23 protein-coding genes and 1 tRNA gene are annotated in these 23,990 nt (G+C 63.6%); 20 read left to right on the top strand and 4 right to left on the bottom strand.

The features are described 5' to 3' along the window. The first annotated feature begins 4 nt into the window (after positions 1-4). The 3 genes from dnaQ (at position 5) to ACV17W_RS10020 (ending at position 1,882) form a co-directional block, all read left to right on the top strand. Positions 5-730 carry a DNA polymerase III subunit epsilon gene (gene dnaQ, locus ACV17W_RS10030; protein WP_462596267.1) on the top strand — a complete coding sequence of 242 codons (726 nt, stop codon included), beginning with the start codon at positions 5-7 and terminating at the stop codon, positions 728-730. A 73-nt stretch (positions 731-803) separates the two neighbouring features. Beyond that, positions 804-878: transfer RNA gene (locus ACV17W_RS10025), tRNA-Val, on the top strand. A 389-nt stretch (positions 879-1,267) separates the two neighbouring features. Further along, a complete protein-coding gene (locus tag ACV17W_RS10020; protein WP_462596265.1) occupies positions 1,268-1,882 on the top strand; it encodes a GNAT family N-acetyltransferase in 615 nt (204 codons plus the stop codon). Positions 1,883-1,893: 11 nt separating this feature from the next. Here the strand turns inward: ACV17W_RS10020 and ACV17W_RS10015 are convergent, their stop codons facing one another. Then, positions 1,894-2,655: a GntR family transcriptional regulator gene (locus ACV17W_RS10015; protein ID WP_462596264.1), complete on the bottom strand. Its 762-nt coding sequence runs from the start codon at positions 2,653-2,655 to the stop codon at positions 1,894-1,896. 300 nt (positions 2,656-2,955) lie between these two features. Between ACV17W_RS10015 and ACV17W_RS10010 the strand changes: the two genes are divergently transcribed. The 13 genes from ACV17W_RS10010 to ACV17W_RS09950 all read left to right on the top strand — a co-directional run bounded on the left by ACV17W_RS10010 (position 2,956) and on the right by ACV17W_RS09950 (position 16,533). Continuing rightward, positions 2,956-3,957, top strand: a complete 1,002-nt coding sequence (locus ACV17W_RS10010) for a Bug family tripartite tricarboxylate transporter substrate binding protein (protein ID WP_462596263.1) — start codon at positions 2,956-2,958, stop codon at positions 3,955-3,957. 125 nt (positions 3,958-4,082) lie between these two features. Then, positions 4,083-5,084: a polysaccharide deacetylase family protein gene (locus ACV17W_RS10005; RefSeq protein WP_462596262.1), complete on the top strand. Its 1,002-nt coding sequence runs from the start codon at positions 4,083-4,085 to the stop codon at positions 5,082-5,084. Between the two features lie 9 nt (positions 5,085-5,093). Further along, a complete protein-coding gene (locus ACV17W_RS10000) occupies positions 5,094-5,294 on the top strand; it encodes a 2-hydroxymuconate tautomerase (protein WP_462596261.1) in 201 nt (66 codons plus the stop codon). Between the two features lie 86 nt (positions 5,295-5,380). Further along, positions 5,381-6,337, top strand: a complete 957-nt coding sequence (locus ACV17W_RS09995; RefSeq protein WP_462596260.1) for a LysR family transcriptional regulator — start codon at positions 5,381-5,383, stop codon at positions 6,335-6,337. A gap of 227 nt (positions 6,338-6,564) precedes the next feature. After that, complete coding sequence (locus ACV17W_RS09990) at positions 6,565-7,626, top strand: ABC transporter substrate-binding protein (RefSeq protein WP_462596259.1); 1,062 nt, start codon at positions 6,565-6,567, stop codon at positions 7,624-7,626. A 99-nt stretch (positions 7,627-7,725) separates the two neighbouring features. Beyond that, the gene (locus ACV17W_RS09985) at positions 7,726-8,595 is read left to right on the top strand and encodes an ABC transporter permease (protein WP_462596258.1); all 870 of its coding nucleotides are present in this window, start codon (positions 7,726-7,728) and stop codon (positions 8,593-8,595) included. Continuing rightward, positions 8,592-9,365, top strand: a complete 774-nt coding sequence (locus ACV17W_RS09980; protein WP_462596257.1) for an ABC transporter permease — start codon at positions 8,592-8,594, stop codon at positions 9,363-9,365. The genes ACV17W_RS09985 and ACV17W_RS09980 overlap by 4 nt, the downstream gene beginning before the upstream one ends. Continuing rightward, positions 9,362-10,477, top strand: coding sequence for an ABC transporter ATP-binding protein (locus ACV17W_RS09975; protein WP_462596256.1), 1,116 nt, complete (start codon positions 9,362-9,364; stop codon positions 10,475-10,477). Before ACV17W_RS09980 ends, ACV17W_RS09975 begins: the two co-directional genes overlap by 4 nt. Positions 10,478-10,542: 65 nt before the next feature. Next, positions 10,543-11,592, top strand: coding sequence for a dipeptidase (locus ACV17W_RS09970; RefSeq protein ID WP_462596255.1), 1,050 nt, complete (start codon positions 10,543-10,545; stop codon positions 11,590-11,592). A gap of 23 nt (positions 11,593-11,615) precedes the next feature. Beyond that, positions 11,616-12,788, top strand: a complete 1,173-nt coding sequence (locus ACV17W_RS09965) for an NAD(P)/FAD-dependent oxidoreductase (protein ID WP_462596254.1) — start codon at positions 11,616-11,618, stop codon at positions 12,786-12,788. Continuing rightward, the gene (locus tag ACV17W_RS09960) at positions 12,772-13,077 is read left to right on the top strand and encodes a (2Fe-2S)-binding protein (RefSeq protein ID WP_462596253.1); all 306 of its coding nucleotides are present in this window, start codon (positions 12,772-12,774) and stop codon (positions 13,075-13,077) included. Before ACV17W_RS09965 ends, ACV17W_RS09960 begins: the two co-directional genes overlap by 17 nt. Then, positions 13,077-14,507: an FAD-dependent oxidoreductase gene (locus ACV17W_RS09955; protein ID WP_462596252.1), complete on the top strand. Its 1,431-nt coding sequence runs from the start codon at positions 13,077-13,079 to the stop codon at positions 14,505-14,507. The genes ACV17W_RS09960 and ACV17W_RS09955 overlap by 1 nt, the downstream gene beginning before the upstream one ends. 352 nt (positions 14,508-14,859) lie before the next feature. Next, entirely contained in the window at positions 14,860-16,533 is a 1,674-nt protein-coding gene (locus ACV17W_RS09950; RefSeq protein ID WP_462596251.1) for a methyl-accepting chemotaxis protein, read from the top strand. An 8-nt stretch (positions 16,534-16,541) separates the two neighbouring features. Here ACV17W_RS09950 and ACV17W_RS09945 read toward each other — a convergent pair whose 3' ends face one another. From ACV17W_RS09945 to ACV17W_RS09935, 3 genes are read right to left on the bottom strand one after another with little or no spacing between them, the layout of a single operon-like run. Continuing rightward, positions 16,542-17,447 carry an alpha/beta hydrolase gene (locus ACV17W_RS09945; protein ID WP_462596250.1) on the bottom strand — a complete coding sequence of 302 codons (906 nt, stop codon included), beginning with the start codon at positions 17,445-17,447 and terminating at the stop codon, positions 16,542-16,544. A 43-nt stretch (positions 17,448-17,490) separates the two neighbouring features. After that, the gene (locus tag ACV17W_RS09940; protein ID WP_462596249.1) at positions 17,491-18,123 is read right to left on the bottom strand and encodes a LysE family translocator; all 633 of its coding nucleotides are present in this window, start codon (positions 18,121-18,123) and stop codon (positions 17,491-17,493) included. Beyond that, a complete protein-coding gene (locus ACV17W_RS09935; protein ID WP_462596248.1) occupies positions 18,120-19,031 on the bottom strand; it encodes a DMT family transporter in 912 nt (303 codons plus the stop codon). Before ACV17W_RS09935 ends, ACV17W_RS09940 begins: the two co-directional genes overlap by 4 nt. A 167-nt stretch (positions 19,032-19,198) precedes the next feature. Here ACV17W_RS09935 and ACV17W_RS09930 point away from each other — a divergent pair, with 167 nt between their 5' ends. The 4 genes from ACV17W_RS09930 (at position 19,199) to fusA (ending at position 23,945) form a co-directional block, all read left to right on the top strand. Then, positions 19,199-20,605, top strand: a complete 1,407-nt coding sequence (locus tag ACV17W_RS09930; protein ID WP_462596515.1) for an aminotransferase-like domain-containing protein — start codon at positions 19,199-19,201, stop codon at positions 20,603-20,605. Positions 20,606-20,744: 139 nt separating this feature from the next. Continuing rightward, positions 20,745-21,092 carry a protein tyrosine phosphatase family protein gene (locus ACV17W_RS09925; RefSeq protein WP_462596247.1) on the top strand — a complete coding sequence of 116 codons (348 nt, stop codon included), beginning with the start codon at positions 20,745-20,747 and terminating at the stop codon, positions 21,090-21,092. A gap of 90 nt (positions 21,093-21,182) precedes the next feature. Beyond that, on the top strand, positions 21,183-21,653 hold the full coding sequence (locus ACV17W_RS09920) for a universal stress protein (protein WP_462596246.1): 471 nt from the start codon (positions 21,183-21,185) through the stop codon (positions 21,651-21,653). Between the two features lie 177 nt (positions 21,654-21,830). Continuing rightward, the gene (gene fusA, locus ACV17W_RS09915) at positions 21,831-23,945 is read left to right on the top strand and encodes an elongation factor G (RefSeq protein WP_462596245.1); all 2,115 of its coding nucleotides are present in this window, start codon (positions 21,831-21,833) and stop codon (positions 23,943-23,945) included. Positions 23,946-23,990 lie beyond the last annotated feature (45 nt).

Here is a 23,990-nt window from a genome sequence, read left to right as displayed (position 1 = left end):
AGACATGCGCCAAATCATTTTCGACACAGAAACCACCGGCCTGGACCCCGCCCAGGGGCATCGCATCATCGAAATCGGCTGTGTCGAGATCATCAATCGTGTGGTTACCGGCAACACGCTGCATCTGTACCTGAACCCCGATCGCGAGAGCGACCCCGAGGCCCTGGCGGTGCACGGCCTGACCACCGAGTTCCTGGCCGACAAGCCGCATTTCCCCGATGTGGCCGACCAGTTCCTGCAGTTCATCGAAGGCGCAGAGCTCATCGCGCATAACGCGTCATTCGATGTCAAGTTCTTCAACGCCGAATTGGCCAGGATAGGGCGGGGCGACCTGTCGAAGCATTGCGGGCAGATCACCGATTCGCTGCTGCATGCGCGGACCTTGTACCCGGGCAAGCGCAATTCCCTCGACGCCCTGTGCGACCGCTACGGTATTTCGAACGCGCACCGCACGCTGCACGGCGCCTTGCTCGACTCGCAACTGCTGGCCGAGGTCTGGCTGGCCATGACCCGCGGCCAGGACGCTCTGCTGATCGATGTGGACGACGCCAGCCAACCTGGGGGCGCAGGCCTGGCGCTGGGCGCCTTCGACGGCACCGTGTTGCCCGTGCTCGCGGCCACACCCGAAGAGCTGGCCGAGCACGAGGAGTATCTGGCTGCGCTGGACAAGGCGGCGGGCGGCACCAGCGTATGGCGCGCCCTGACTGAACCGGTGGCGGCCGCCGCCTGACAGCCGCCGCCCGGGCCCGCCGTGGCCTAGCGTTTGCGATCCTTCTATGCGCGTGCTAGAATTTCGCCTCTTTGGGTGGTTAGCTCAGTGGTAGAGCACTGCCTTCACACGGCAGGGGTCACAAGTTCGAACCTTGTACCACCCACCAGTATCCAAAGAAAAATGCCGGCTGACGCCGGCATTTTTCTTTGTGTGGGACGATGCGCATTCCGCCCGCATCCATTGTCCCAGGGCGTGCCTGGCACGCCGCTGCGGCCTCTATTGCCGGGCCACATCGAATTCCGGCACCGGCCCTGGAACGCTCTGCGCGATATGCATTGCAACCGATGTGGCAACCGATACGGCAGCCAATGTGGCAGCCAATGTGGCAAGCGCGGCGGCACCCGATGCGTCTGACCGATTCCAGCTTGTGTGGTCATGACGCGCTGGCTGCCCGAACAGGGGCTGCGATTCGTGGCCGCCGGGGGCCTGTGGGGCGGTGTTGCGCCTGTCTCCTGCGGGGCCCGGGCGGGCGGGCCGTTTGATTCAGGATCCAGCATGAGTTTTGTTTGGCGCCCCACGACGGCAGGGGACATAGACGCCGTCATGGCCCTTTCCGATGAAGCGCACCCCGGGCTGCCGGAAAGCCGCCATACCCACGTTCAACGCCTGCGCATATTTCCCCAGGGGTGTCTTGTGCTGGCCGATGGCGCCGGCCCCGCGCGGGGCTATGCGTTCGCCCATCCGATCTTCCCGGATCAGCCGCCCAGGCTGGACTGTGCTCCCGAGGCGCTATATGGCTCGGAAAGCCACCTGTACCTGCACGATTTCGTGGTGTCGCCTGCGCTGCGCGGCGGCGGTTACGCGCGGGCAGGCGTGAACCTGATCCTGGCGTTGGGCAGCCATTACGAGGCGGTGTCCCTGATCTCGGTAAATGGCACGGCGGACTTCTGGGCGCAATTCGGATTCCGGGCGTGGCCATTTGCCGCGAAAGAAAAACTGGCCAGCTACGGCGCCGGTGCCCTGTTCATCGCGGCGCCGGCGCGAACGTTGAACCGGCGCCGGGAAAGGATCCCCGGCGCGTTTGGCGCGCAGCAGCATGAGCGGACGCCCCGTGCGGCCCCGGCTTGCGTTGCGGATGTGCGCCTGCATCCAAAGGGGCGCTCTCGATGATCCGGTATTGGTCAGTGCTGACCTGAAGCGGATTTCGCAGGCGCGTCCTCACGGCTTTTCGGGCTGTGGGTCACCCTGACGTATTCCCAGGACGCTTCGATCAGCGCGCGCGCGGCCTCTTCGCTGGCCCTGCTGTCTCGTGCCGCCACGGCTTTCGCCAGCGCCAGCCAATCCTGCGCGGATCGCTGGCGCCTTTCTTTGGAGGCGAACACGGCGTTCTTGCCACGCACCATGACCCGCCAAAGCGACTGATTGGATATCAGCTGGTACATATCGGCCAGCCAGTTGCTGCTCGCCATGCGTATCAGCTTCGCCTGAACCAGGAATGCCTCGCGCTGATAGATCGAGGCGCCCGCGTCGCCGTCGGCCAGCAGCGTCAGGCTGGAGGCCAGCTCCAGGAACTCCGCGACTTCGTCGTCGGTTGCCAGTCGCGCCGCGCGGGACGAGGCCAGACCCAGCAGCATCGCGCGCATTTCGTATAGCTCGGCGATCTCCCCCATGTCCACGCTCACCACCCGGCAACCGAAGCGGGGCAGTTTCTCTACAAAATGATGGCGCTCCAGTTGTGCCAGGGCATCCCTGATAGTCGCACGGCTGACCTTATGTTCTTCAGCAAGTGCGATTTCCGGCAATCGTGCGCCGGAAGGAATTTCCCCGTCAAGAATGGCTCTCAGCAGTCGTTCCGCGACCTGTTCAGCCAAGGACGGTGCCGTGTGGCCAATGGCATCGGAGCGTTTCGTGGATCTACGCAGGGCGTTGATTGCTTCGGTCATAGGCAATTTTGAATGGGCCGTTGGCCTCAGTGGAAGTCGCGGAATATTCGATAGGCGAATCTTAACGCCCGCGCCTGCAGGCACACGGCACGCTGGCCCGCGATCCGTGGCGGGCGGAGCCAGTCTGCCGGCCCCTCGCTGGCGACACGGTCAAGGGGAAATCCCTTATATGCCGAAATTGTCGACATGTCGACAATAGCGATGGCTTTGATCGGGTGCAAGACCAGCGGAGCCTGCTCTGCGCAGGGGTGGGCCGCCGGCAAGAACACCAATGACTTGGCAATCAGCAAGGGGAAACGCGTGAAACGCAGCAATTTCAAAAGCACCACATTTTTCGGATGTCTTGTTGCGCTGTTCGCCAGCGCAGGCGCGCTCGTGCCGAGCGCCGCGCCAGCTGCGGACATCTGTCCGAATGGCCCAATCCAGCTCGTCGTACCCTGGCCTGCCGGCGGGGGAACCGACCTGCAGGCCCGGACGATCGCCGGGCCGCTGGGTCAACGCCTGGACAAGCAGATTGTTGTAGTCAACCGGCCGGGGGCCGGCGGAGTGGTCGGCACCAATAGCTTTGTGCACAGCGCCGCGGCAGATGGATGCACATTGCTGCTGGCGACCGGGGCCACGAACGCGGCGGCGCCCTTCCTGTTCAAGGACCTGCGGTTCAAGCCTCTGGCGGATTTCACTCCCGTGGCTTTCGTGGCCGCCGCACCCAATGTGCTGTACGTGAACAGCAAGTCGCCTTACCGCACTGCCGAAGAATTCATCGCCGAGGCCCGTGCACACCCCGGGAAATTCACGTATGCATCGGGGGGCATCGGCGCGTCCAGTCATCTTGCGGGAACGCTGTTCGTAAAAAGGGCAGGGCTCGATATGGTGCATGTGCCCTTTCAGGGGGCCGCTCCTGCTCTATCGGCATTGCTCGCCGGGCAGGTAGACATCGCCGTCGATACGGCCGCGCAGATCGGGCATGTGCGCTCGGGGGGATTGCGTGCACTTGCCGTGGCGTCGGCCGCGCGTCTGGAAGCACTTCCGGATGTGCCGACGTTTGATGAGCTGGGTTTTTCCGGGTTGCACTACGCCTTCTGGGGCGGGATTGCCGGTCCGAAGGATTTTCCGGCCGATCTGGTGGCGCAGCTCAACGACGCCGTGAACGACGTACTTCGCCTGCCTGCAGTGCGAGATTATTTTGTGAACAACGGCGGGCAGCTCAGGCAGATGACACCCGCTGAGTTCGCTTCGTTCTGGTCGGCCGAACTCCAGCGAAATAAAGAGATCGTGGCGGCGGCGGGCATCAGCGCCGACTGATCGAGGCCGCTCACAGGGGCCGACGCGGAGGCTCGTCCGCCCGCCCGCAAGTCGTCGCATCGGCACGAATCTCCAGCATTCCCCGACTTCAAGGAAAAACGGGTTTATCGGTGAAGGAAATATCAATGAAACAGATCTATGTAGTGGTCACCATGGATTGCGAGCCGAAGAAGCAGGCGGCACATCCAGAGGCAACGGGTCCGGCGGACTGGGACCTGGGACGGCGCGCCGTGGAAGGCTACGCCAGCATTGCCACCCGCCACGGACTGCCTGTCACCTACTTCATCCACCCGGAAACCGCGCTGGAACAGGCTTCGATGTTCGACCGCTTGCGTAGCCAGGGCGCCTGCCTGGGGTTGCACGTGCACGCGTGGAAGTACGCGATGGCGTATCACGGCGGAGCGCGCTATATGTCGCATTACGGAGCCCTGTCCGATGAGCAGCAATATGGTGTTCTGGGCGAGACTGCCGCGCTCTGGAGGCACGCCCTGGGCGAATGGCCGCTGTATTTCCGGCCCGGCACATTCTCGGCCAATGACAGCATGTTCCGGATCCTGGCCGACATGGGATTTCGCGGGGGCTCGTGCTCCGTTCCCGGGCGGGTCATGCCTGCGATGCAGGCCGTCTGGGCAGGCGCGCATCCCGACGCGCACCGCGCCCACGCCCAGTTCCGCCAGATTCCGGGGGATCTCGACTTCGTGAACATGCCCTTGGCCGTGGACTTCTCGCGTTCGCTGCGCGCGCGAAATGGGTGGAGCATCCATCCCGACCTGCGTCCGGATATCGACTGGCATAATCAATATGGGCTGACATATGCCGACATCGCCAAGAGCCTCGTGAGCCAGGTGATCGAACGGGCTCCGCGGGTGCCGACCATCAGCCTGGTCTCGCACAACCACTTCGACTTCGGCGACGAGGGCGATCCCGCGCGGGTCCGCTTCGAGCAAGCGTTGAATGCTTTGCGCGAAGCGTGCGACACCGCAGGGGTACGCATGGTCGGGGCGACGCTGGAGCAGGTGGTGAATGACGTGCTGGCCTTGCCGCTGGAAATCGACCAGCCTGTCTTCGAGGGAAATGTGGTCGACAAGGCGCCGGCGCCCGATGCGCCGCGCAAGCCCGTACTCTGAGGAAGAAACATGCCATACGTCAGAATCGAAATGCTCGAAGGGCGCTCGACGGAGCAAAAGGCGGCGATCGCGGACGCGGTCACCCAGGCCCTGGTTCAGCACGCGGGTGCCTCGCCACAAAGCGTTTTCGTGGTGTTCGAATCGGTTCGCCGCGATGACTGGGCCGTGGGTGGGCAACTGATCGCCGATCGCTCACCGGCGGTGTCCTGAGCCGAGGCGCCAGCCTCGTCCGAAGCGGCCAGCAGTCGCTCGTTCATAGTGCAGAGGCGGCTGGGTGGCCACGCAAGGGGTTGCCCATGAGTGCAGACAGAGGGGTCATGAATGTCCGGGCGCTGGAAGCGTTCAGGGCCGTGATGCGCACAGGTTCGATGACCGGCGCCGCGCGCATCATCCATACCACGCAGCCCAATATCAGCCGCTTGATCTCCATGCTGGAAGCGGACCTCGATCTGCAGCTCTTCATACGCGAAGGGAACAAGCTGCATGTCACCGATGAGGGCGTCGCCTTCTTCAAAGAAGTCGAGCAGCATTACTCGGGCCTGCGGGCGCTGAAGGATGCCGCAAGGACGATCAGACAGCTAGGCGGCGGGCGCCTGCACATTGCCGTCGCGCCGGCATTGAGTCACGGTTTCCTGGCGGGTGTCGTCGCCGCCTTCACGCGCCGGCATCCACAGGTGACGGTGTCTATCCGTACCTGCAACTCACACATGGTCGAGCAGCTGGTAAGTTCGCAGCTGTGCGACCTGGGGCTCGCGGCCTTCATTGGCCAGCATGTGGTGGAGCCCGGGCTCGAGGCGGAGCGTATAGCCAGTATCAGGGGCGTATGCATCATGCGCGAAGATCATCCGCTGGCGCGACGCCCCGCCGTCCATGCACTGGATCTCGAGGGGGAGCCCTTCATATCCATCGCGCGCCAGAATGGCAGTCGCGAGCACGTGGATAGTCTGTTCGAACAGGCCAAGGTCACGCGCAAGATTGAAATAGAAGCCGAGAACGCCTCCACGATCTGCCATCTCGTCGCGCAGGGGCTGGGTGTGAGTGTGCTCAGCGCGCTCATTGCCGAAGACTTTTCATGTCACGGGCTGGTGGTCAAGGAGTTCCGTCCCGCGCTCGATTTCCCCATCACGCTTCTGAGGTCATGCCACCGGCCTCGCAGCCTGCTGGTCGCGGCGTTCATTGCATGTCTGTCGGAAGCATTGACCCAGCGCGTGGGGGCATCCCCACTGGCCCCCGTGGTGGAAGTGGTGCGCTAGCCGGGCAGGCGCGGCGGGGCATACGAAAAATATATGAAGCCCTTCTATTTATTGATTTGACGGCTCTCCGGCCCTGCAACACCATAGCTGCAGTACCCGAGATCGGCGCCTCGCCACGGCGCAAGCACCGGTCGAAGATGTTGTTGTTGACTTGCAGACAGCCCGGCGTCGACCCAGGTGCACACCTGAGACCTTTTGCCGGTCGCATACTGAACAGGACAAACATCATGCACACGGCAGCTCGGCGCACGTTTATCAAGAAAACCCTGGGCCTTGGCCTGGCAACCATTGGCGGCAGCTATCTGCGCACAGGCCGGGCTGCCGAAAAACATATCTACGTCACCAGTTCGGGCGGGTCGTTTCTCGAGAACGTCCGCAAACACATGGCCGAACCCTTCGAGAAGCTGTCGGGCGTGAAAGTGACGCTGGTGCCCGGAACGAATCCGGCGCATGCCTTGAAGATACTGTCCAGCCGTGGCACGCCGCCCTATGACGTGGCAGCGTTCGGCGGCATGGACATGTATCGTTTGATAAGGGCGAAAAAGCTGGTGCCCGTGGACGAGAAGAGCGTACCCAGCCTGGCCGACGTGCCCGACAAGTTCAAGGCTGACTGGGAAGGCTGCGGCGCCATGTATGACTACAGCAGTGTCGGTATCGCCTATCGGCCGGACAAGATACCGGGCGGGGTGAAGTCGTGGGATGAGTTCGTCCAACGCACCGCCAAGGGCGAATTCGGCAAACAGGTGTTTTTCAACAACCTGAGCTCCAATGTGCGAGGCGCTGAAGTCCTGTCGATGTTCGGCCGGATCTATGGAAATGGCTATAGCGACATCGAGGCGGCCATCTCGGCGCTCGAGAAGATGAAGCCTTACATCTTCAAGTTCTTTACGGCCTTCAATGATCCCGTCGTCTTGCTGACCAGCGGCGAAGGCGCGATCGGGCCTGGGTGGGACGGCCGCACGTTCATCGCCGAAGACTCGACGAACGGGCTGGTCAAGTGGGTCAACCCCGCCGAAGGCGCGGTATCAAGCGGACCGGTCATGGGCGTGGTCAAGGGCGGCAAGGAAGAACTGGCCAAGGAATTCATGAACTATGCCCTGGGCGAAGAAGCGCAGACGGCCTTCTGCGAAGCAATGCTGTACGGCGCGGTGAATCGCAAGGTGCAGTACAGCGAAAAACTCAAGCATCGCCTGCCCAGCATCGATTCTGTGCAGCTGGTCGACACCCCTGTACTGATGCAGAACATGAGTGCTCTGCTCGACCTCTGGAACAAGCGCATCGCGATCTGACGCAGTCTCGCCGCCGGCCGGGCGGCTCGCCAGGCCGGAATCTCCCGTACGCATGTATACCCTCGCGGCGCCAGCGCGCGGGCATGGAGTGTTCGCACAATGAAGCAAGGCGTGTTGTTCCTGACCCCGGCGCTATTGTTCATCACCCTGTTGCTGTTCGTGCCGTTCGCGTACCTGCTGTACCTGAGCTTTATGGACGCGGACTATCTTTACGGCGGCCCTGCGCTGCCGAGCGTGGACAACTACGTCGAGGCCTTCAGCAATCCGATCTACCTGGAAAGCATCTTCAATACGTTCCGAATTGGTACCACAGTCACCGTGGCGACCTTGATAATAGGCTTTCCGGTTGCCTACATTATTTCGGTGGCGGGCAAGACGCTTGCCGCCACGCTGACGGTGGTGACCGTGCTGCCGTTGTTCGTCAGCGTCGTCGTGCGCGGATTCGGCTGGATCATCGTATTTGGCCGGGAAGGGCCGTTCAACGCAACGCTGCTGTGGTTGGGGCTGATCGACGAACCCGTGCAGGTTCTCTATACCGAGTCGGCGGTCGTCATCGCATTGGCGCACCTTCTGCTGCCCTTCATGGTATTGCCCGTGCTGGCCAGCCTGCGTGCCATCGACAAGACCGTCATCGATGCCGCAATGGTGCTGGGGTCGCGTCGGCGCGATGTGTTCATGCGCGTGATCATCCCGCTGTGCGCGCCGGGATTCGTCGTGGGATCGCTGCTGGTGTTTCTCCATGTGCTGGCCACCTTCGTGCTGCCGGCGATGCTGGGTTCGATCAACATCAAGATGATCGCCACGCTGATCTACCAGCAGGTGATGATAGTGGGCAATGTTCCCGCAGGCGCGGCGCTGGCGGTCATTCTGTTTACGGTCACCATGCTGATTTTCGTTTTGATCGGAGCCATCAAGAACAGATTGACGTTCGAGGCGAAACCGCTGGGGAATGAAGGGAGCGCGCCATGAAGAAAGTACTGAGCGCGCTGTACATCATCTTTATGTGCAGCCCCCTGGTAATCGTGATCGGTGCCGCGTTCGAGCCTCAGGAAATCCTTCGGTTCCCGCCGCGCGGATTTTCGCTGACCTGGTTCGAACGCGTGATCCAGGATCCGGCTTTTCTCGATGCGGCCACAAACAGTCTGGTCATTGGAGCGTCGGCGATGGTGCTGTCGGTGGTGCTGGGCCTGCTTGCGGCGTACGCCCTGGCGCGGGGCGGCGGCCGGTATCGAGAAGCCATCCTCGGACTGCTGCTGTCTCCGCTGGTGATACCGGAATTGGTAATCGGCCTGGCGTTGTTGCAGATGCTGACCCTGATGAACGTGGCCACCGATCTGCTGGTGCTGGTATTGGCTCACACGGTGATCTGCCTGCCTTACACCGTGCGCCTGCTGTTCAACGGGGTCAGCGCCGTCAACGCCAACCTTGAAAGCGCCTCGCTGTTGCTGGGCGCAAGCCGCGCCGGGACCATTGCGCGTGTGACATTGCCCCTGATGAAGAATTCGATCGTGGCGGCTGCCCTGTTCGCATTCCTGGTCAGCTTCGACAACACCGTCATATCGCTGTTCCTGGTCGATGCCTCGACCATGACGCTGCCCATCACCATTTACAACTATGTGGAATTCAGCCTGGATCCGGCCATCGCCGCGCTATCCACGCTTCTGATCCTCATGTCGTGCGTCGTGGTGGGAGTGATCAGCAGGGTTTCCGGACTGGACAACGTGGGGCCAAGAAAATGACCGCAAGCGCAGACTATTCGATCGAGCTCAGGAACCTGGCGCTGGGCTACGGCGAACGCGACATTATCTCGGACCTGAACCTGCAGGTCAGGCGTGGAGAGATACTGTCGCTGCTCGGGCCGAGCGGTTGCGGCAAGACGACGACCCTGCACGCCATTGCGGGTCTGATAACGCCCCGAAAAGGCGAAGTCATTATCGACGGCGCCGATCAGACCAAAGTGCCGATCAACCGCCGAAATGTCGGCATGGTGTTCCAGGGGTATGCGCTGTTTCCCCACATGACGGTTTTCAATAACGTTGCTTACGGCCTGCGAATCAAGTCGGTGCCCAAAGACCAGGTGCATGACCGGGTTGCCCGCGCTTTGAAGCTGGTGGGAATGCAAAGTTTTGCACACCGGAGGCCTAAAGAACTTTCGGGAGGCCAGCAGCAGCGGGTCGCAATTGCCCGCACGATGGTATTGGAACCGCGGGTGCTGCTGCTCGACGAGCCTCTTTCCAATCTGGATGCAAAGCTGCGCCAGGAAATCCGCGGAGATCTGAAGCGCATTCTGCGCGAGCTGTCGATTACATCGGTGTTCGTCACGCACGACCAAGAAGAAGCGATGTTTCTATCAGACCGTATCGTGCTGATGAAAGATGGCGCCATTTCTCAACTGTCGTCGCCGCGCGAAATCTACAACCATCCGGCCAACTCGTTCGCGGCGGCGTTCCTGGGACATACGAACTTTATCGCGGCAACGCTCTTGAGCCAGGCCGAAGATCACACCCGTTGCGAGGTTGGCTCGCTGGAAACCGGCCAGGTCTTCAGGGGGCGGTCGGCCTTGCGCTTCGATGTCGGGCAGCGGGTTCACCTTTCCGTGAAGCACGACCGAGTCGGGTACACGCTCGACCGTGAGGAGTTCCTGGACCTGCAACGCCAGGTCGGAATTTCCACGATGGAATGCCGCGTGTCGGACGTGCACTTTCTGGGTCATGTCACAAAGATCGATTGTGTCGCCGGCGAACAGATGATGACCGTGTTGCAGCCGTCCTCGGCGGTGACGGCGGATCTCTTGGCTGGAACCGATATTTACCTGCATTGGCCGGAGGACGAAAGTCTGGTGCTGGCGTAATGAAGTCCATGGTCGCCACGTCTCCCTGCATGGCGCCGACCCCAACTAAACCGGAGGGCACGCATATGAGCAACACATTTGGGCTGGAACTTTCCGAATCTGAACAGGAACGGGTAGCACGCATCCGCAAGGAGGCTGTGTACTGGAATCTATGCGATTCCACCACGCGCGAGTGCGGAGACGACATCTATCTCGAGCAGGTCAAGGCGTCCAACGTCACGGCGATCAACCACACGGTTTGCTATACCGTGGATTTTGCCGAGGGCATCAAGAATATTGCCCACTGGACCCGGCTCTACGATTCACGGCCCGATGTGGGCTTTATTGCGAAGTCCTATGCCGACATCGCCCGCGCCCAGCGGGAAGGCCGCACCGCCATCTTCATGGGCTTCCAGGACGTCACCGCACTCGAGGGTGATATCGACAGGATGGAGGTGTTCTACAACCTGGGCATTCGCTTCGTGCAGCCTACCTACCAGGATCGCAACCTTTTCGGCGACGGCTGTGGCGAACGCTTCCAGTCCGGCCTCAGCAATCTGGGTATCAAGTTCATCAAGACTCTGGACGATCTGGGTATCGTCATCGACACCTCTCATGTGGGCGCGGGCACCACGATCGACTGCGCCAATATGTCGGTCAATCCCATCATGGCTACGCACACGGCGGCGCGCGGCATTGTCGATACACCGCGGAACAAGTACGACGATGAAATCAAGGCCATTGCCGCCAAGGGAGGCGTCATCGGCATCGCGGGAAAGTCGGGCTTTCTGAAGCCCGACGGGCTGGCCACGGGCAGCACCATTAACGACATGATCGATCACGTCGTCTATATCGCCAATCTGGTCGGCATCGAGCATGTGGGCATCGGCACCGACGTGGGCGATCTGCGCAAGTACAGCCCCGACAGAATGGCGGAATTCCATTCGAGGCACCCTGAAGTCGCGATCATTGGTCCTGATCTGCGCACCGATCTGATGCATCCCAAAGACGTCGGGCCCGGAACCTTGCACTACGTCATCGCCTATCTGGTGAAGCGGGAATTCAGTGACCAGGAGATCCGCATGGTGCTTGGCGAAAATGCCAATCGAGTGGTCAGGGCGGTCTTCAAAGACTGATGCAACGCGGGGTGGAGACAGTCATGCCTAATACTGCTGCGGCGGGCTCGGCGACCGGCCCGGCGCCGGTTCCCCGGCATTCCGCCTACGACGCCATCGTGGTCGGGGGGGGACTGGTTGGCTCGGCGCTGGCGTACGGCCTGCGAAGCCGGATGGATCGTATCGCGGTGCTGGACGAGGACGATGTCGCCTATCGGGCATCCCGCGGCAATTTCGGCCTGATATGGGTGCAGAGCAAGGGTATGGGCATGCCGCAATATGGGGTGTGGACCATGAACTCGCAGCGGGCCTGGCCGGAACTGGCACGCCGGCTGCAGGAAGAGTCGGGAATCGACGTGCATCTGGAACAGCGCGGCGGCTTGCATGTGCTGCTATCCGATGAAGAGGTCGAGGCGCGCGTGACGTTCATGACGAGTCTGCTGGCGCAGCCCGGGATGAGCCGTTACGACTGGAAGCTGCTCGACCGCCATGAACTGGCCAGCCTGGTGCCCGGCATCGGCCCCGAGGTCAGGGGCGCCAGCTGGACAGCCGTCGATGGCATCGCGAACCCCCTCAAGCTGCTGCGCGCTTTCCATGTCACTTTCGGGCGCAATGGGGTGGACTATCTTCCGCGCTGCCCGGCGCGGAAGATCGACTACAGGTCCGACGGTACGTTCGTGGTCGATACCCCGCGTGGGGCACTGCACACGCAGCGCCTGGTTCTGGCCTGCGGCTTGGGCAACAGGGCGCTGGGCGCGCAGGTCGGATTGGATGTGCCAGTCCGTCCGCAGCGCGGCCAGATCGTCGTGCTGGAGCGCACTCGCAGAGTTCTGGATACGCCGATCAGTACCTTGCGGCAAATGGACGAAGGCAGCTGGCTGATCGGCGACTCTCAGGAAGAGGCCGGTTACGCCGACAACGCCGTCAGCTTGCCGGTACTGGGAACGCTTGCTGACCGCGCAGTGCGCACATTGCCGGCGTTGCGTGACGTTAACGTCGTTCGTACCTGGTCTGCGTTGCGCGTCATGTCGCAAGATGGTTTTCCAATCTATGCGCAGTCAGGGAAGTGCCCGGGCGCATTTGTGGCCACCTGCCACAGCGGCGTCACCCTGGCCGGGGCGCACGCCCTGGTGCTGGCCCCAATGATTGCAAACGGCGCACTGAGCGAAGAAATGGCGCCGTTCGCGCCCGGGAGGTTTCATGTTCAAGCGGCTTGAGTCGGAGGCTGGGCAGGTCGCCGAGCAGGAAGTCCACATCGACTTCGACGGACAGACCATTCTTTGCCGGCGGGGCGACAGCGTCGCCGCAGCCTTGCTGGCGTGCGGCCTGGACGCCTGTCGAGACACCGTGGCGGGCGGGGTTCCGCGCGGGCCGTATTGCCTGATGGGAGTCTGCTATGACTGTCTGGTGATGATCGACGGGCAGCCCAATCGCCAGGCGTGCATGACGCCGGTGCGCGATGGGATGCGTGTGCAACGACAGAACCGGGCCCGGGAGGTGCTTTGATGTCGCGCAGCTGCGAGTTGTTGATCGTGGGCGCCGGCCCGGCCGGCCTGGCCGCGGGCTGCCAGGCGGCCAGACTGGGCGTGGATACGCTGGTGCTTGACGAGCAGAACGCCCCCGGGGGCCAGATATATCGAGCCATCACGTCCACGCCGTTGACCGATCAGAGCATTCTGGGCGCTGACTACTGGCACGGCGCCAGCCTGGTCGAGCCGCTGCGAACCAGCGGGGCGGCGTATGTGCCGGGCGCCACAGTATGGGCGGTGGCGCGCCCGCCGGAAAGCGGATCCGGATTCGAGGTGGCGTATTCTGTCCAGGGCAAGACCGACATGCTGCGCGCGCGCCACATCTTGCTTGCGACGGGCGCTCTCGAACGGCCTTTCCCTATCCCGGGTTGGACGCTGCCCGGTGTGGTTTCCGCCGGGGCGGCGCAGATTCTGTTGAAGTCGTCCGGCCTCGTGCCCGACGAGCCCGCCGTTCTGGCCGGATGTGGGCCGTTGATGTACCTCGTCGCGTGGCAGTATCTGAATGCCGGCGTCCGGTTGGCCGGGCTGCTCGAGACCACGCCGCCAGGCCAATTCGCCCGGGCGTTGCCGCATGCGCTGGACTTTCTCCGCTCGCCTTACCTGGCCAAGGGGCTCAAACTCATGCGTGCGGTGCGAGCAAGCGTGCCCATCACCCGGCACGTCCGGGATCTGCGGGCACATGGAACCGACCGGTTGGAGTCCATCAGCTACCACGCCGGCGGACGCGAACACCGGCTGCCGGTCGGCCATCTCCTGTTGCATCAGGGCGTAGTGCCCAATGTGAACCTGACGCGCGCGCTGGGGGTGGAGCACGCCTGGAACGAGTCGCTGGCGTGCTGGCAGCCACGCACGGATGAATGGGGCTCCACCTCTCTGCCGGGTATCGGCATCGCCGGCGATGGAGCGGGTATCGCGGGGGCTCACGCCGCCGAACATCGCGGTCGCCTGGCTGCCCTGCAGGCGGCGACGGTGCTGGGACGCATCGACACTGCACGACGCGACCGTGAGTCCCGGGTGCCGCGCCGGGCGCTTGCCCGTGCGATACGTGGGCGGGCGTTTTTCGATGCGCTTTATCGTCCGCCGAAGTCTTACCGACTTGCGCACGGCGACACCATCGTGTGCCGTTGCGAAGAGGTGACGGCCCGCCAGGTGCGCGATACGGTGCAGCTGGGCTGTTCCGGCCCCAACCAGATGAAAGCGTTCCTGCGCTGCGGCATGGGCCCGTGCCAGGGGCGGCTGTGCGGCTTGACGGTAAGCGAGGTCATTGCCGATGAGAGGGGCGTCTCTCCTGACGACGTGGGCTACTACCGGCTGCGTTTTCCGACCAAGCCCGTCACGCTGGGAGAACTCGCCTCTCTGCCGCAGACAGACGAATCGCGCGAGGCAGTGGTACGCCTGAAGAAGTAGGGCGCCCCGCGTCGACGGTCGTTCCCGGCCCGCAACAAACGGCCGAACAGGGCCGTGTTATGCCCGGTGTTCTCGCCGTTGCCCCGCGCGGGCGCGGCTACGCTGCTGTAGGCCGTCGCACACGTACGCACAGGAGCACGCATGCGCGCGCCGGGCGCGGGGCTGCCGCGATTCTCGCGATCGTCAGGGCGCAAGGTCTGCGCCGACCGGCCGCGTCTGAAAAATGCGACAAAATAAAATAATTACAAATAAATTTAAATATATTGTTTATTATTGACGCAAATAAGCGCCGGTCCCGAGGCTTGCACGCCTCCGGTATGGCTGCATGGCCCGTCTATCCGTGGAGTGCTAAATGCGCGTCAATCTGCCCGTCACTCAGAACAGCTATGCGTTCCCCCCGGACCAGACGCTGATCTCGATTACCGATCTCAAGGGGCGTATCACTTATTGCAACGCCAACTTTGTGGAGGTCAGCGGGTTTACGCGGGCCGAGTTGATCGGGCAGCCCCACAACCTGGTGCGTCATCCCGACATGCCGGAAGAAGCCTTCCGGGATTTGTGGACCACCATCCAGGCGGGCATGCCCTGGACGGCGCTCATCAAGAATCGGCGCAAGAATGGCGACTACTACTGGGTTCGGGCCAACGCGACGCCGGTGCGCAACGGCGAGAGCATTGTTGGCTACCTGTCGGTGCGCACCCATGCCCCCGAAGCCGAAATTCGCGCCGCCGAAGCGCTTTATGCCGCCATGCGCGACGAGGCCGAGCGTGGCCGTCGCGTGCACGTGCTGGAAGGCGGGGCAGTGCTCAACAACAGCCTGTACGGACGGCTCCGCCGGCTTTTTTCGATGGGCCTGCGCGGCCAGATCATTCTGGCGTCATTGTTCATGGCCGCGGTGCCGCCGCTGTCATATGTGGTCGGCAAGGCTTACGGGGCGCCGCAATGGATGCCCGCCGTGGCCGGCCTGGTGGGCGCCGTGCTGGCCGCCGGCCATCTCATCCGTATAGGTGTGCGGCCGCTGCGCGATGTCATTGCCACGGCCAACGTGCTCGCCGCCGGCGATCTGACCCAGCACGTGCAGGTCGATGGCAAGGCCGAGATCGCCCAGCTGCAATTGGCTCTGGCGCAACTGGCCGTCTCCATGCGCACTGTCGTGCGCGACGTGCGCGAGGAAGTCATCAATCTGCGTGGAGGCGCGCGCGAGATCGCCAGCGGCAACCACGATATGTCGGCCCGCACCGAGGCCCAGGCCGCAAGCCTCGAGGCCACCACGACGGCCATCGAAGAAATACATGGCACCGCGCGACAGACCACGGGTATGGCGGAATCGGGCGCCAGTCTGGCCCGCGAAACCGTCGGCGCGGCCCGACGCAGCCATGAGGCGGTGCAGAATGTCGTGACCACCATGCACGATATCTCGCAGGCGTCGCAGCGCATCGGCGACATCATTCAGGTGATCGAAGGCGTGGCGTTCCAGACCAACATTCTGGCCCTGAACGCCGCCGTCGAGGCGGCGCGTGCCGGTGACCAGGGCAAGGGGTTCGCCGTCGTCGCCAGCGAAGTGCGCGCGCTCGCCCAGCGCACCAGCCAGGCCGCCAAAGAGATACGGGTGCTCATCGAAGAATCGGGCCAGCGTGTGAATCAGGGCGAGCAGCGGGCTGACGAGGCTCGCACGCGCATGGACGAGGTGATGGCCGCCATTGAACGGGTCACCGATTCGCTGGAGCGCATCAATGAAGCCAGCCAGGAACAGTCGGCCGGAATCGGGCAGATCAATGCATCGATCGCCCAATTGGACGGCATTACGCAACAGAACGCCGCCATGGTGGAAGAGCTGGCGGCTGCGGCCAGTTCGCTGGATGATCAGGTCAGCGCCGTGCACGACACCATACGCGTGTTCCGCCTGACCGAGCAGGACGCCTCACTGGCGGAAGTCGATGCCGTTGCCCTGCGCAAGCAGCACCGGGCGCTGGCCGAGGCGCAAACCAGTGGCGAGCCGTCCCGGCTCGGGTTACTGGCCGCCTGAGGCGGCAGCTAGCGCAGCGCGGCCACGCTGCCCGTGGCGTCCTGATAGGCGCGGCTGGCGTCGCGGACAAAGTCGCGCACGGCGGCCTCATAGATCTGGCCGCTGCGTATCGACCCCGAGTGCGACGCGCCGTCGATTTTCACCAGGCGTTTCAGCTCGGGGGGCACCTTCAGCGCCGCCTCGAACAATTCATCGCTCATGGTGTGGGGCACCACCCGGTCTGCGGTGCCGTGCAGCAACAGCATGGGCGTGGTGAGCGTGGCCAGCTTCTCGACAGACGAGAACGGTTGCGTGACCAGCAGGCTGGCACCGGGCAGCTTGCCCCATTTCAGCGTGCCGAGCATGGCGGCAATGCTGGTAAAACTGGACTCGACAATCAACCCGGCGAAGGCCGGCAGCTCGGGGCGCGTGGCCAGGTCGATTGCGACGGCGCCGCCCAGGCTGTGGCCATACACGAAACGGCGCGCGGGGTCGGGCTGGCGGCGCGCCAGTTCGTTCAGCGCTGCGGCCGCGTCTTCGCTGGCAGTTTCTTCCGATGGCAGCAGCGGCGTGGATTCGCCGAAGCCGCGATAGTCGATGGCCAGCACCGAATAGCCCATGCGGGTCCAGCCTTCCATGCGGAAGGCGCTGCCATTCAGGTTCCAGCGGGCGCCGTGCAGGTACAGCACGGCGGGGGCATCGGCGTCGGGATGCTGCCAATACCACGCGTGGACTTTATGCCCATCGGGCAGGGCCAGGTCGAACATCTCGGTTCCGTCGGGGGGCTCGCGCCACCAGCGCTGCTGGTCGGTTTCGGGTGAAAAAATCGCCTGGCGCTGCCAGGCGTCCAGCTGCGTGCAGCCGACCACGCTGGCCGCGGCAAGCAGGCCGGCGCCCAGCAGGCGGCGTAGGGAAAGGCGAGGCAGCAGCGACATAAACCATGTGACCGGCCAGGCAGCGCCAGGTTCCCGGCGCCGATCAGGCCAGGCGCCAGAGATCCTCGGCGACCGGATACAGTGACGCCACCAGCAGCAAGGCCATGCCCACATTGAACATGCGGATGGCCCGCGGGCGGTGCAGCAGGCGTTGCAAGGCGGCGCCGAAGGCGGTCCATACGCCGATGCTCGGCAGGTTCACCACGCAGCATACTGCCGCCGCCATGGCCAGGTTCCAGTAGAAGTGGGTTTGCGGTGTATAGGTGGCGATCACGCCGACGGCCATGACCCAGGCCTTCGGGTTCACCCATTGGAACAACGCCGCCTGCAGGAACGTAAGCGGCCGGCCGCGCTCGCTGCCGCCATCGATGGGCCCCGACGACGCGATCTTCCACGCCAGGTAAAGCAGGTAGACCGCGCCCACGTATTTCAGCACGGTATATAGCCAGGGCAATTGCTGGAAAAGCGTCCCCAGGCCAAGGCCAACCAGCACCAGCATCAGGGTGAAGCCGAAATTGACGCCCAGCATGTGGGGTATGGTGCGCCAAAAGCCGAAAGTCAGGCCCGACGATGCCAGCATGATGTTATTGGGCCCTGGAGTGATCGAGCTGACCAGCGCAAACAGCGCCAGCGGACCCAGCAGAAGCCAGCTCGATTCTTGCAAGAGTGCGCTCATGGAGCTTTGCGTATGATGGCCTGGCGTCCGCCGGCGATGATGGCGATGACGGCAAGGGCGAACACATAGGTCAGGGGGTCTACCGTCTCATTGAAAAGCAGCGCGGCCGCGACGACAGTCAGGAACGGCTGCAGCAATTGCACTTGCCCCACCCGTGCGATGCCACCCACTGCCAGGCCACGATACCACGCGAAAAACCCCAGGAACATCGAGCCAAACGCCAGGTAGGCGAACGATGCGGCCACGGGCATCGAGGGCAAGGGGGCGCGGGCGGCCATCCACATGACCGGCGCAAAAATGAACGGTGCGCTGACCACCAGGGCCCAGCAGATGGTGCGGGCGCCCCCGAGCGTACGCGCTGCCCGGCCGCCCTCGGCGTATCCCATGCCGCCCAGCAATACCGCCAGCAGCAGCCACAGGTCGCCGGGTTGCAGGCTTCCGTGGCCCTGCCGCAATGCGTAGGCCATGACCAGTACGGCGCCGACCACGGCCCAGGCCCAGAATGTGGCCGAGGGACGTTCGCCGCTGCGCCAGGCGGCGAAGGCTGCCGTGGCCAGGGGCAGGAGCCCATTGAACACCGCACCGTGTGCCGCCGCTACTGTGGACATCGCCATGGTCGAGGCCAAGGGCCAGCCCACGACGATGCCCAGCGCGGCAAGCAGGACACCCGACCATTCCTGCCGGCGGGGCAGCCGGCTGCGTGTCATGCCGAGCAGCAGCGCCGCTGGAATCGCCGCCAGCAAGGCCCGGCCCAGGCCGATCAGGACGGGCGACAGTTCGGTGACGGCGACGCGCGTCATGGGCAGCGTCAACGAGAACACCAGCACGCCCAGCAGGCCGTAGCCATAGCCCTCCCAAAGCGTGGGAGCGACGGCGGAAGGGGGGGCCAAGGGGGCGGGGCGAGACATGGTGTCGGTTGGACGGAGCATCTTGCGCGGTAGCGCGATTCCTGCCACTCTACGCAAATTGGTCAGTACAGTACCGGTACACTTTTTCATATCAGCTTGAATACTGGCCTGGTAAAACCACCATGACAGTCACGACTTCCACAGAATCAACCGCGGCGTGGCGCCCGGTGCGGATGGCCGATGCCACCCTGGTGGCGCAGCTGGCCGACGATGTGGCGCGCCGCATCGACGACCAGGGCCTGCGCCCGGGGTCGCGCCTGCCATCCATACGCAAGATGGCCGAGCAGGCAGGGGTGAGCCGCTTTACCGTGGTCGAGGCATATGACCGGCTGGTCGCGCGCGGGTTGGTGCAGTCCCGCCGCGGCGCGGGGTTCTTCGTGCGTGCGCGACGCGGGGCGCTGGCCGCGGCGGCCGGCGAGCCGCCGGCTGGCCTGGCGCCGCCGGCACGCATCGATGTGTCCTGGCTGCTGCGCAGCATGTTCCGCGAATCGTCTGCGGCGTCTATGCCGGGCGGGGCGGGCCTGTTGCCCGCTGACTGGCTCGATCCCGAAATGGTGGCCGCCGCCGTGCGCGCCGTCGGGCGTTCCGTGCGGGGCCATCTGGTCACCTACGGGTCGGAACTCGGTTATGGCCCCCTGCGCCAGCAATTGGCTTCGCGCCTGCAGGCCGAGGGCGTGCCCGCCCACCCCGACCGCAATCTGCTGACTACCAATGGAGTCACCCATGGGCTTGACCTGGTGGCCCGCCACCTGGTGCGTCCGGGCGATGCCGTGCTCGTCGAAGATCCGGCATGGTTCGTTATTTTCGGACGGCTGGCGGCATTCGGTGCGCGGCTCATCGGCGTCCCGCGCGGTCCGGATGGCCCCGATCTCGAGCAGCTGGACCGATTGGCCGCATTGCACAAGCCGCGCCTGTTCATCGTCAATTCCGCCGTGCACAACCCTACCGGGCACACCCTGTCGGCGGGCGCCGCCTACGACATACTGCGCCTGGCTGAGCGCCACGATTTCCTGGTGGTCGAAGACGATACGTACGGGGAATTGCACCCGGGCGGCGCCACCAGGCTGGCCTCGCTCGACCGCCTGAACCGCGTCATTCTGGCGGGCGGGTTCTCCAAGACGCTGGCGGCCAGTCTGCGCGTCGGCTTCCTGGCCGCCAATACCGAGGTGCTGCGCAAACTGGCCGACCTCAAGATGCTGGCCGGGCTCACCACCCCCGAATTGAGCGAACGCGTGGTGCACCGCGTGCTGGCAGAAGGCCAGTACCGGCGCCATATCGAGCGCGTGCGGTCCCGGGTGAACGTGGCGCGACAGCAATGTGTGGAGGCGCTGGCAGAACTCGGTCTGTCTATCCCGCATGAGCCGCATGCAGGGATGTTCGTCTGGGCCGATTGTCACCGCGATTCGGAAAGCCTCGCGCGCACGGCCGCCGACCGGGGCCTGCTGCTCGCGCCGGGCAGCCTGTTTTCACCGTCGCAGGCGCCATCGACGATGATGCGGTTCTCGGTCGCGATGATCGATACGCCGGGAATCTGGAACGCCCTTGGCGATGTGCTGGCCGCGCCGGCCAACTGATACGCTTGCGGCGCAGGAGCCCTGCTTCACTGCCGACGCCACGGTGCGCGGCGCGAGATGCATTCCTGAGATGTCCGAGTCGATCGGAAGTCATATACTGTTCTTCTATCTATCAAGCTACATTTTTCAAGGAACAGCCATGGCCGACGTCACGATCAAACCTTTGACCGAACAATTTGCGGTCGCGCCGCAGCTCGGGCCCCAGGACATGGCGGCCGTCGCTGCGGCGGGCTACAAGAGCGTAATCATCAACCGCCCCGATTTCGAAGGCGGGCCCGATCAGCCCACGGCGGCCGACGTTTCGCGCGCGGCGCGCGAAGCGGGCCTGCAGGTGGAATACCAGCCCGTCATCGGCAGTGCCATGACCTCCGAAGACGTGGCCCGCTTCGCCGAGCTGCTCCGTACCATGCCGGGTCCTGTGCTGGCCTATTGCCGCACCGGCACGCGTTGCACTAATCTCTTCGTGGCATCGCAGCAGATGCCTTGATGGCTCGCAAGCTGCGGGAATTCCGCCATGCGCCACGCTGGCGATTCCTTTAGCATGGGCTTACCTAATCAGCAGACAGGAGCGCAAAACATGTTTAAAAAAGTCCTGATTCCCACCGACGGGTCTCCGCTATCGGCTCAGGCCGCCAACGCCGGCATCTGCTTTGCACGGTCGGTTGGCGCTGAAGTCGTCGCCCTGCATGTCACGCAGCCTTTCGCCGCCACCATCGGGTTCGATGGCATGGCCGCCGCATATGCCATCACCGACGAAGACTACGAAAAGGCCTCGTCCGAACAGGCCGAAAAATACCTGAAGCAAATCCTTGATCGCGCCGACACGGCTGGGGTCAAGGCGCAGTCGCGGGCGGTATCCAATTTCAACGTGGCCGATGGCATCGTGCAGGCCGCAGGCGAAAACGGCTGCGATCTCGTCTTCATCGGCAGTCATGGCCGCAGCGGCCTGTCCCGGCTGCTGTTGGGAAGCGTGACCGCCAAAGTGCTGTCCCTGGCGACCACCGCGGTGCTGGTCTACCGCGTCAAGGAAGACAAAGAAAAGAAATAACGGCCGTACAGGCTGTGGCGCCGGCCGGCCGCCCGATGGGTGGCCGGCCGGTGTCGTTTCCGCCCCATACCTGCGGCGAGGGCAGGGCTATATGGCGTTCGCTGACTCCGCGCGCGTAATATTCTTCCAGGCGTGGCCCCGCCGGGCGTTGCGCCATTCACCTCACCAGGGGGCGCCATGACTCGCAAGACGCGCATCGAACACTACCGCAACATAGGCATCAGTGCCCATATCGACGCGGGCAAGACCACAACCACCGAGCGCATCCTCTTCTATACCGGCATCACCCATAAACTGGGCGAAGTCCACGATGGCGCCGCCACCATGGACTGGATGGAACAAGAGCAAGAGCGAGGCATCACCATTACGTCGGCGGCCACCACGGCGTTCTGGCGCGGCATGGCCGGCAACTATCCCGAGCATCGCATCAACATCATCGATACGCCGGGCCACGTGGATTTCACGATCGAGGTCGAACGCTCGATGCGGGTGCTCGATGGGGCGTGCATGGTGTACGACGCCGTGGGCGGCGTGCAGCCGCAATCCGAAACGGTCTGGCGGCAGGCCAACAAGTACCAGGTACCGCGACTGGCCTTCGTCAACAAAATGGACCGGGTCGGCGCCGACTTTTTTCGCGTGCAGAAGCAGATCGCCGAGCGGCTGAAGGGCGATGCAGTGCCCATTCAGATTCCGGTGGGTGCCGAAGACAAGTTCCAGGGCGTGATCGACCTCGTGAAAATGAAAGCAATCATCTGGGACGATGCGAGCCAGGGGGTCCGGTTCGAGTACCGCGACATTCCCGACGAGCTCGCCGACCAGGCCAGGCAATGGCACGACCACATGGTCGAGAAGGCTGCCGAGGCTGACGAGGCGCTGCTCGACAAATACCTGTCGGGCCAGCCCCTGTCGGAAGCCGACATCAAGCGCGGGCTCAGACTGCGCACCATCGCCAATGAAATCGTGCCCATGCTGTGCGGCAGCGCCTTCAAGAACAAGGGCGTGCAGGCCATGCTCGACGCCGTTATCGACTACCTGCCGTCGCCCATAGACGTGCCAGCCATCAAGGGCCACGATCAGCACGATCAGGAAATCGAGCGTCATCCCGCCGACGACGAACCGTTTTCGGCGCTGGCCTTCAAGATCATGACCGACCCCTTCGTAGGCCAGCTGGTGTTCTTCAGGGTGTACTCGGGCGTGGTCAAGTCGGGCGATTCGGTCCTGAACCCGCTCAAGGACAAAAAAGAGCGGCTGGGCCGGCTGCTGCAGATGCACGCCAACGAGCGGCGCGAAATCAGTGAGGTCTACGCGGGAGATATCGCGGCGGCCGTAGGTATCAAAGACGTTACCACCGGCGATACGCTTACCGATGCGCAGCGCATCATCATTCTCGAACGCATGTCATTCCCGGAACCGGTCATCTCGCAGGCGGTCGAGCCCAAGACCAAGGCCGACCAGGAAAAAATGGGCGTGGCCTTGAATCGCCTGGCCCAGGAAGACCCGTCATTCCGCGTGCGCAGCGATGACGAATCCGGTCAGACCATCATATCGGGCATGGGCGAACTGCACCTTGAAATCCTGGTCGACCGCATGAAGCGCGAGTTCCATGTCGAGGCCACGGTCGGCAAGCCGCAAGTGGCCTATCGCGAGACCATACGCAAGACCTGTGATGAGGTCGAGGGCAAGTTCATCAAGCAGTCGGGCGGGCGCGGCCAGTACGGCCATGTCGTGCTCAAGATCGAGCCACAGCCGGCGGGGCAGGGCTTCGTGTTCGTCGACGCCATCAAAGGGGGGGTGGTGCCGCGCGAGTACATTCCGGCCGTCGAGCGCGGCGTGCGGGAAAGCCTCAACGCCGGGGTGCTGGCCGGCTATCCTGTCGTCGACGTCAAGGTCACCCTGGTGTTCGGTTCGTACCACGACGTGGATTCCAACGAGAATGCCTTCCGCATGGCGGGATCCATGGCGTTCAAAGAAGGCATGCGCCGGGCCCGTCCGGTCTTGCTGGAGCCCATGATGCACGTCGAAGTCGAAACGCCCGAAGACTACACCGGCCATGTGATGGGAGACCTGTCATCGCGGCGAGGCATGGTGCAGGGCATGGAAGACATCGCGGGGGGCGGTGGCAAGCTGGTCCGCGCCGAAGTGCCGCTGGCGGAAATGTTCGGATACTCGACCTCGCTGCGCTCGCTCACCCAGGGTCGCGCGACGTACACCATGGAATTCAAGCATTACGCCGAGGCGCCCGCCCAAGTGGCGGAGCAGGTGGTGGCAGCGCATGGGGACGGATCGCGTTAACAACAGGTTTCCAAGCCGCGGTTCAGCGCCGCGCGTGGATGGCTA

This window comes from Bordetella sp. MIP270_01_BMS (assembly GCF_054958705.1).
This window is presented reverse-complemented; position numbering and strand designations above follow the sequence as displayed.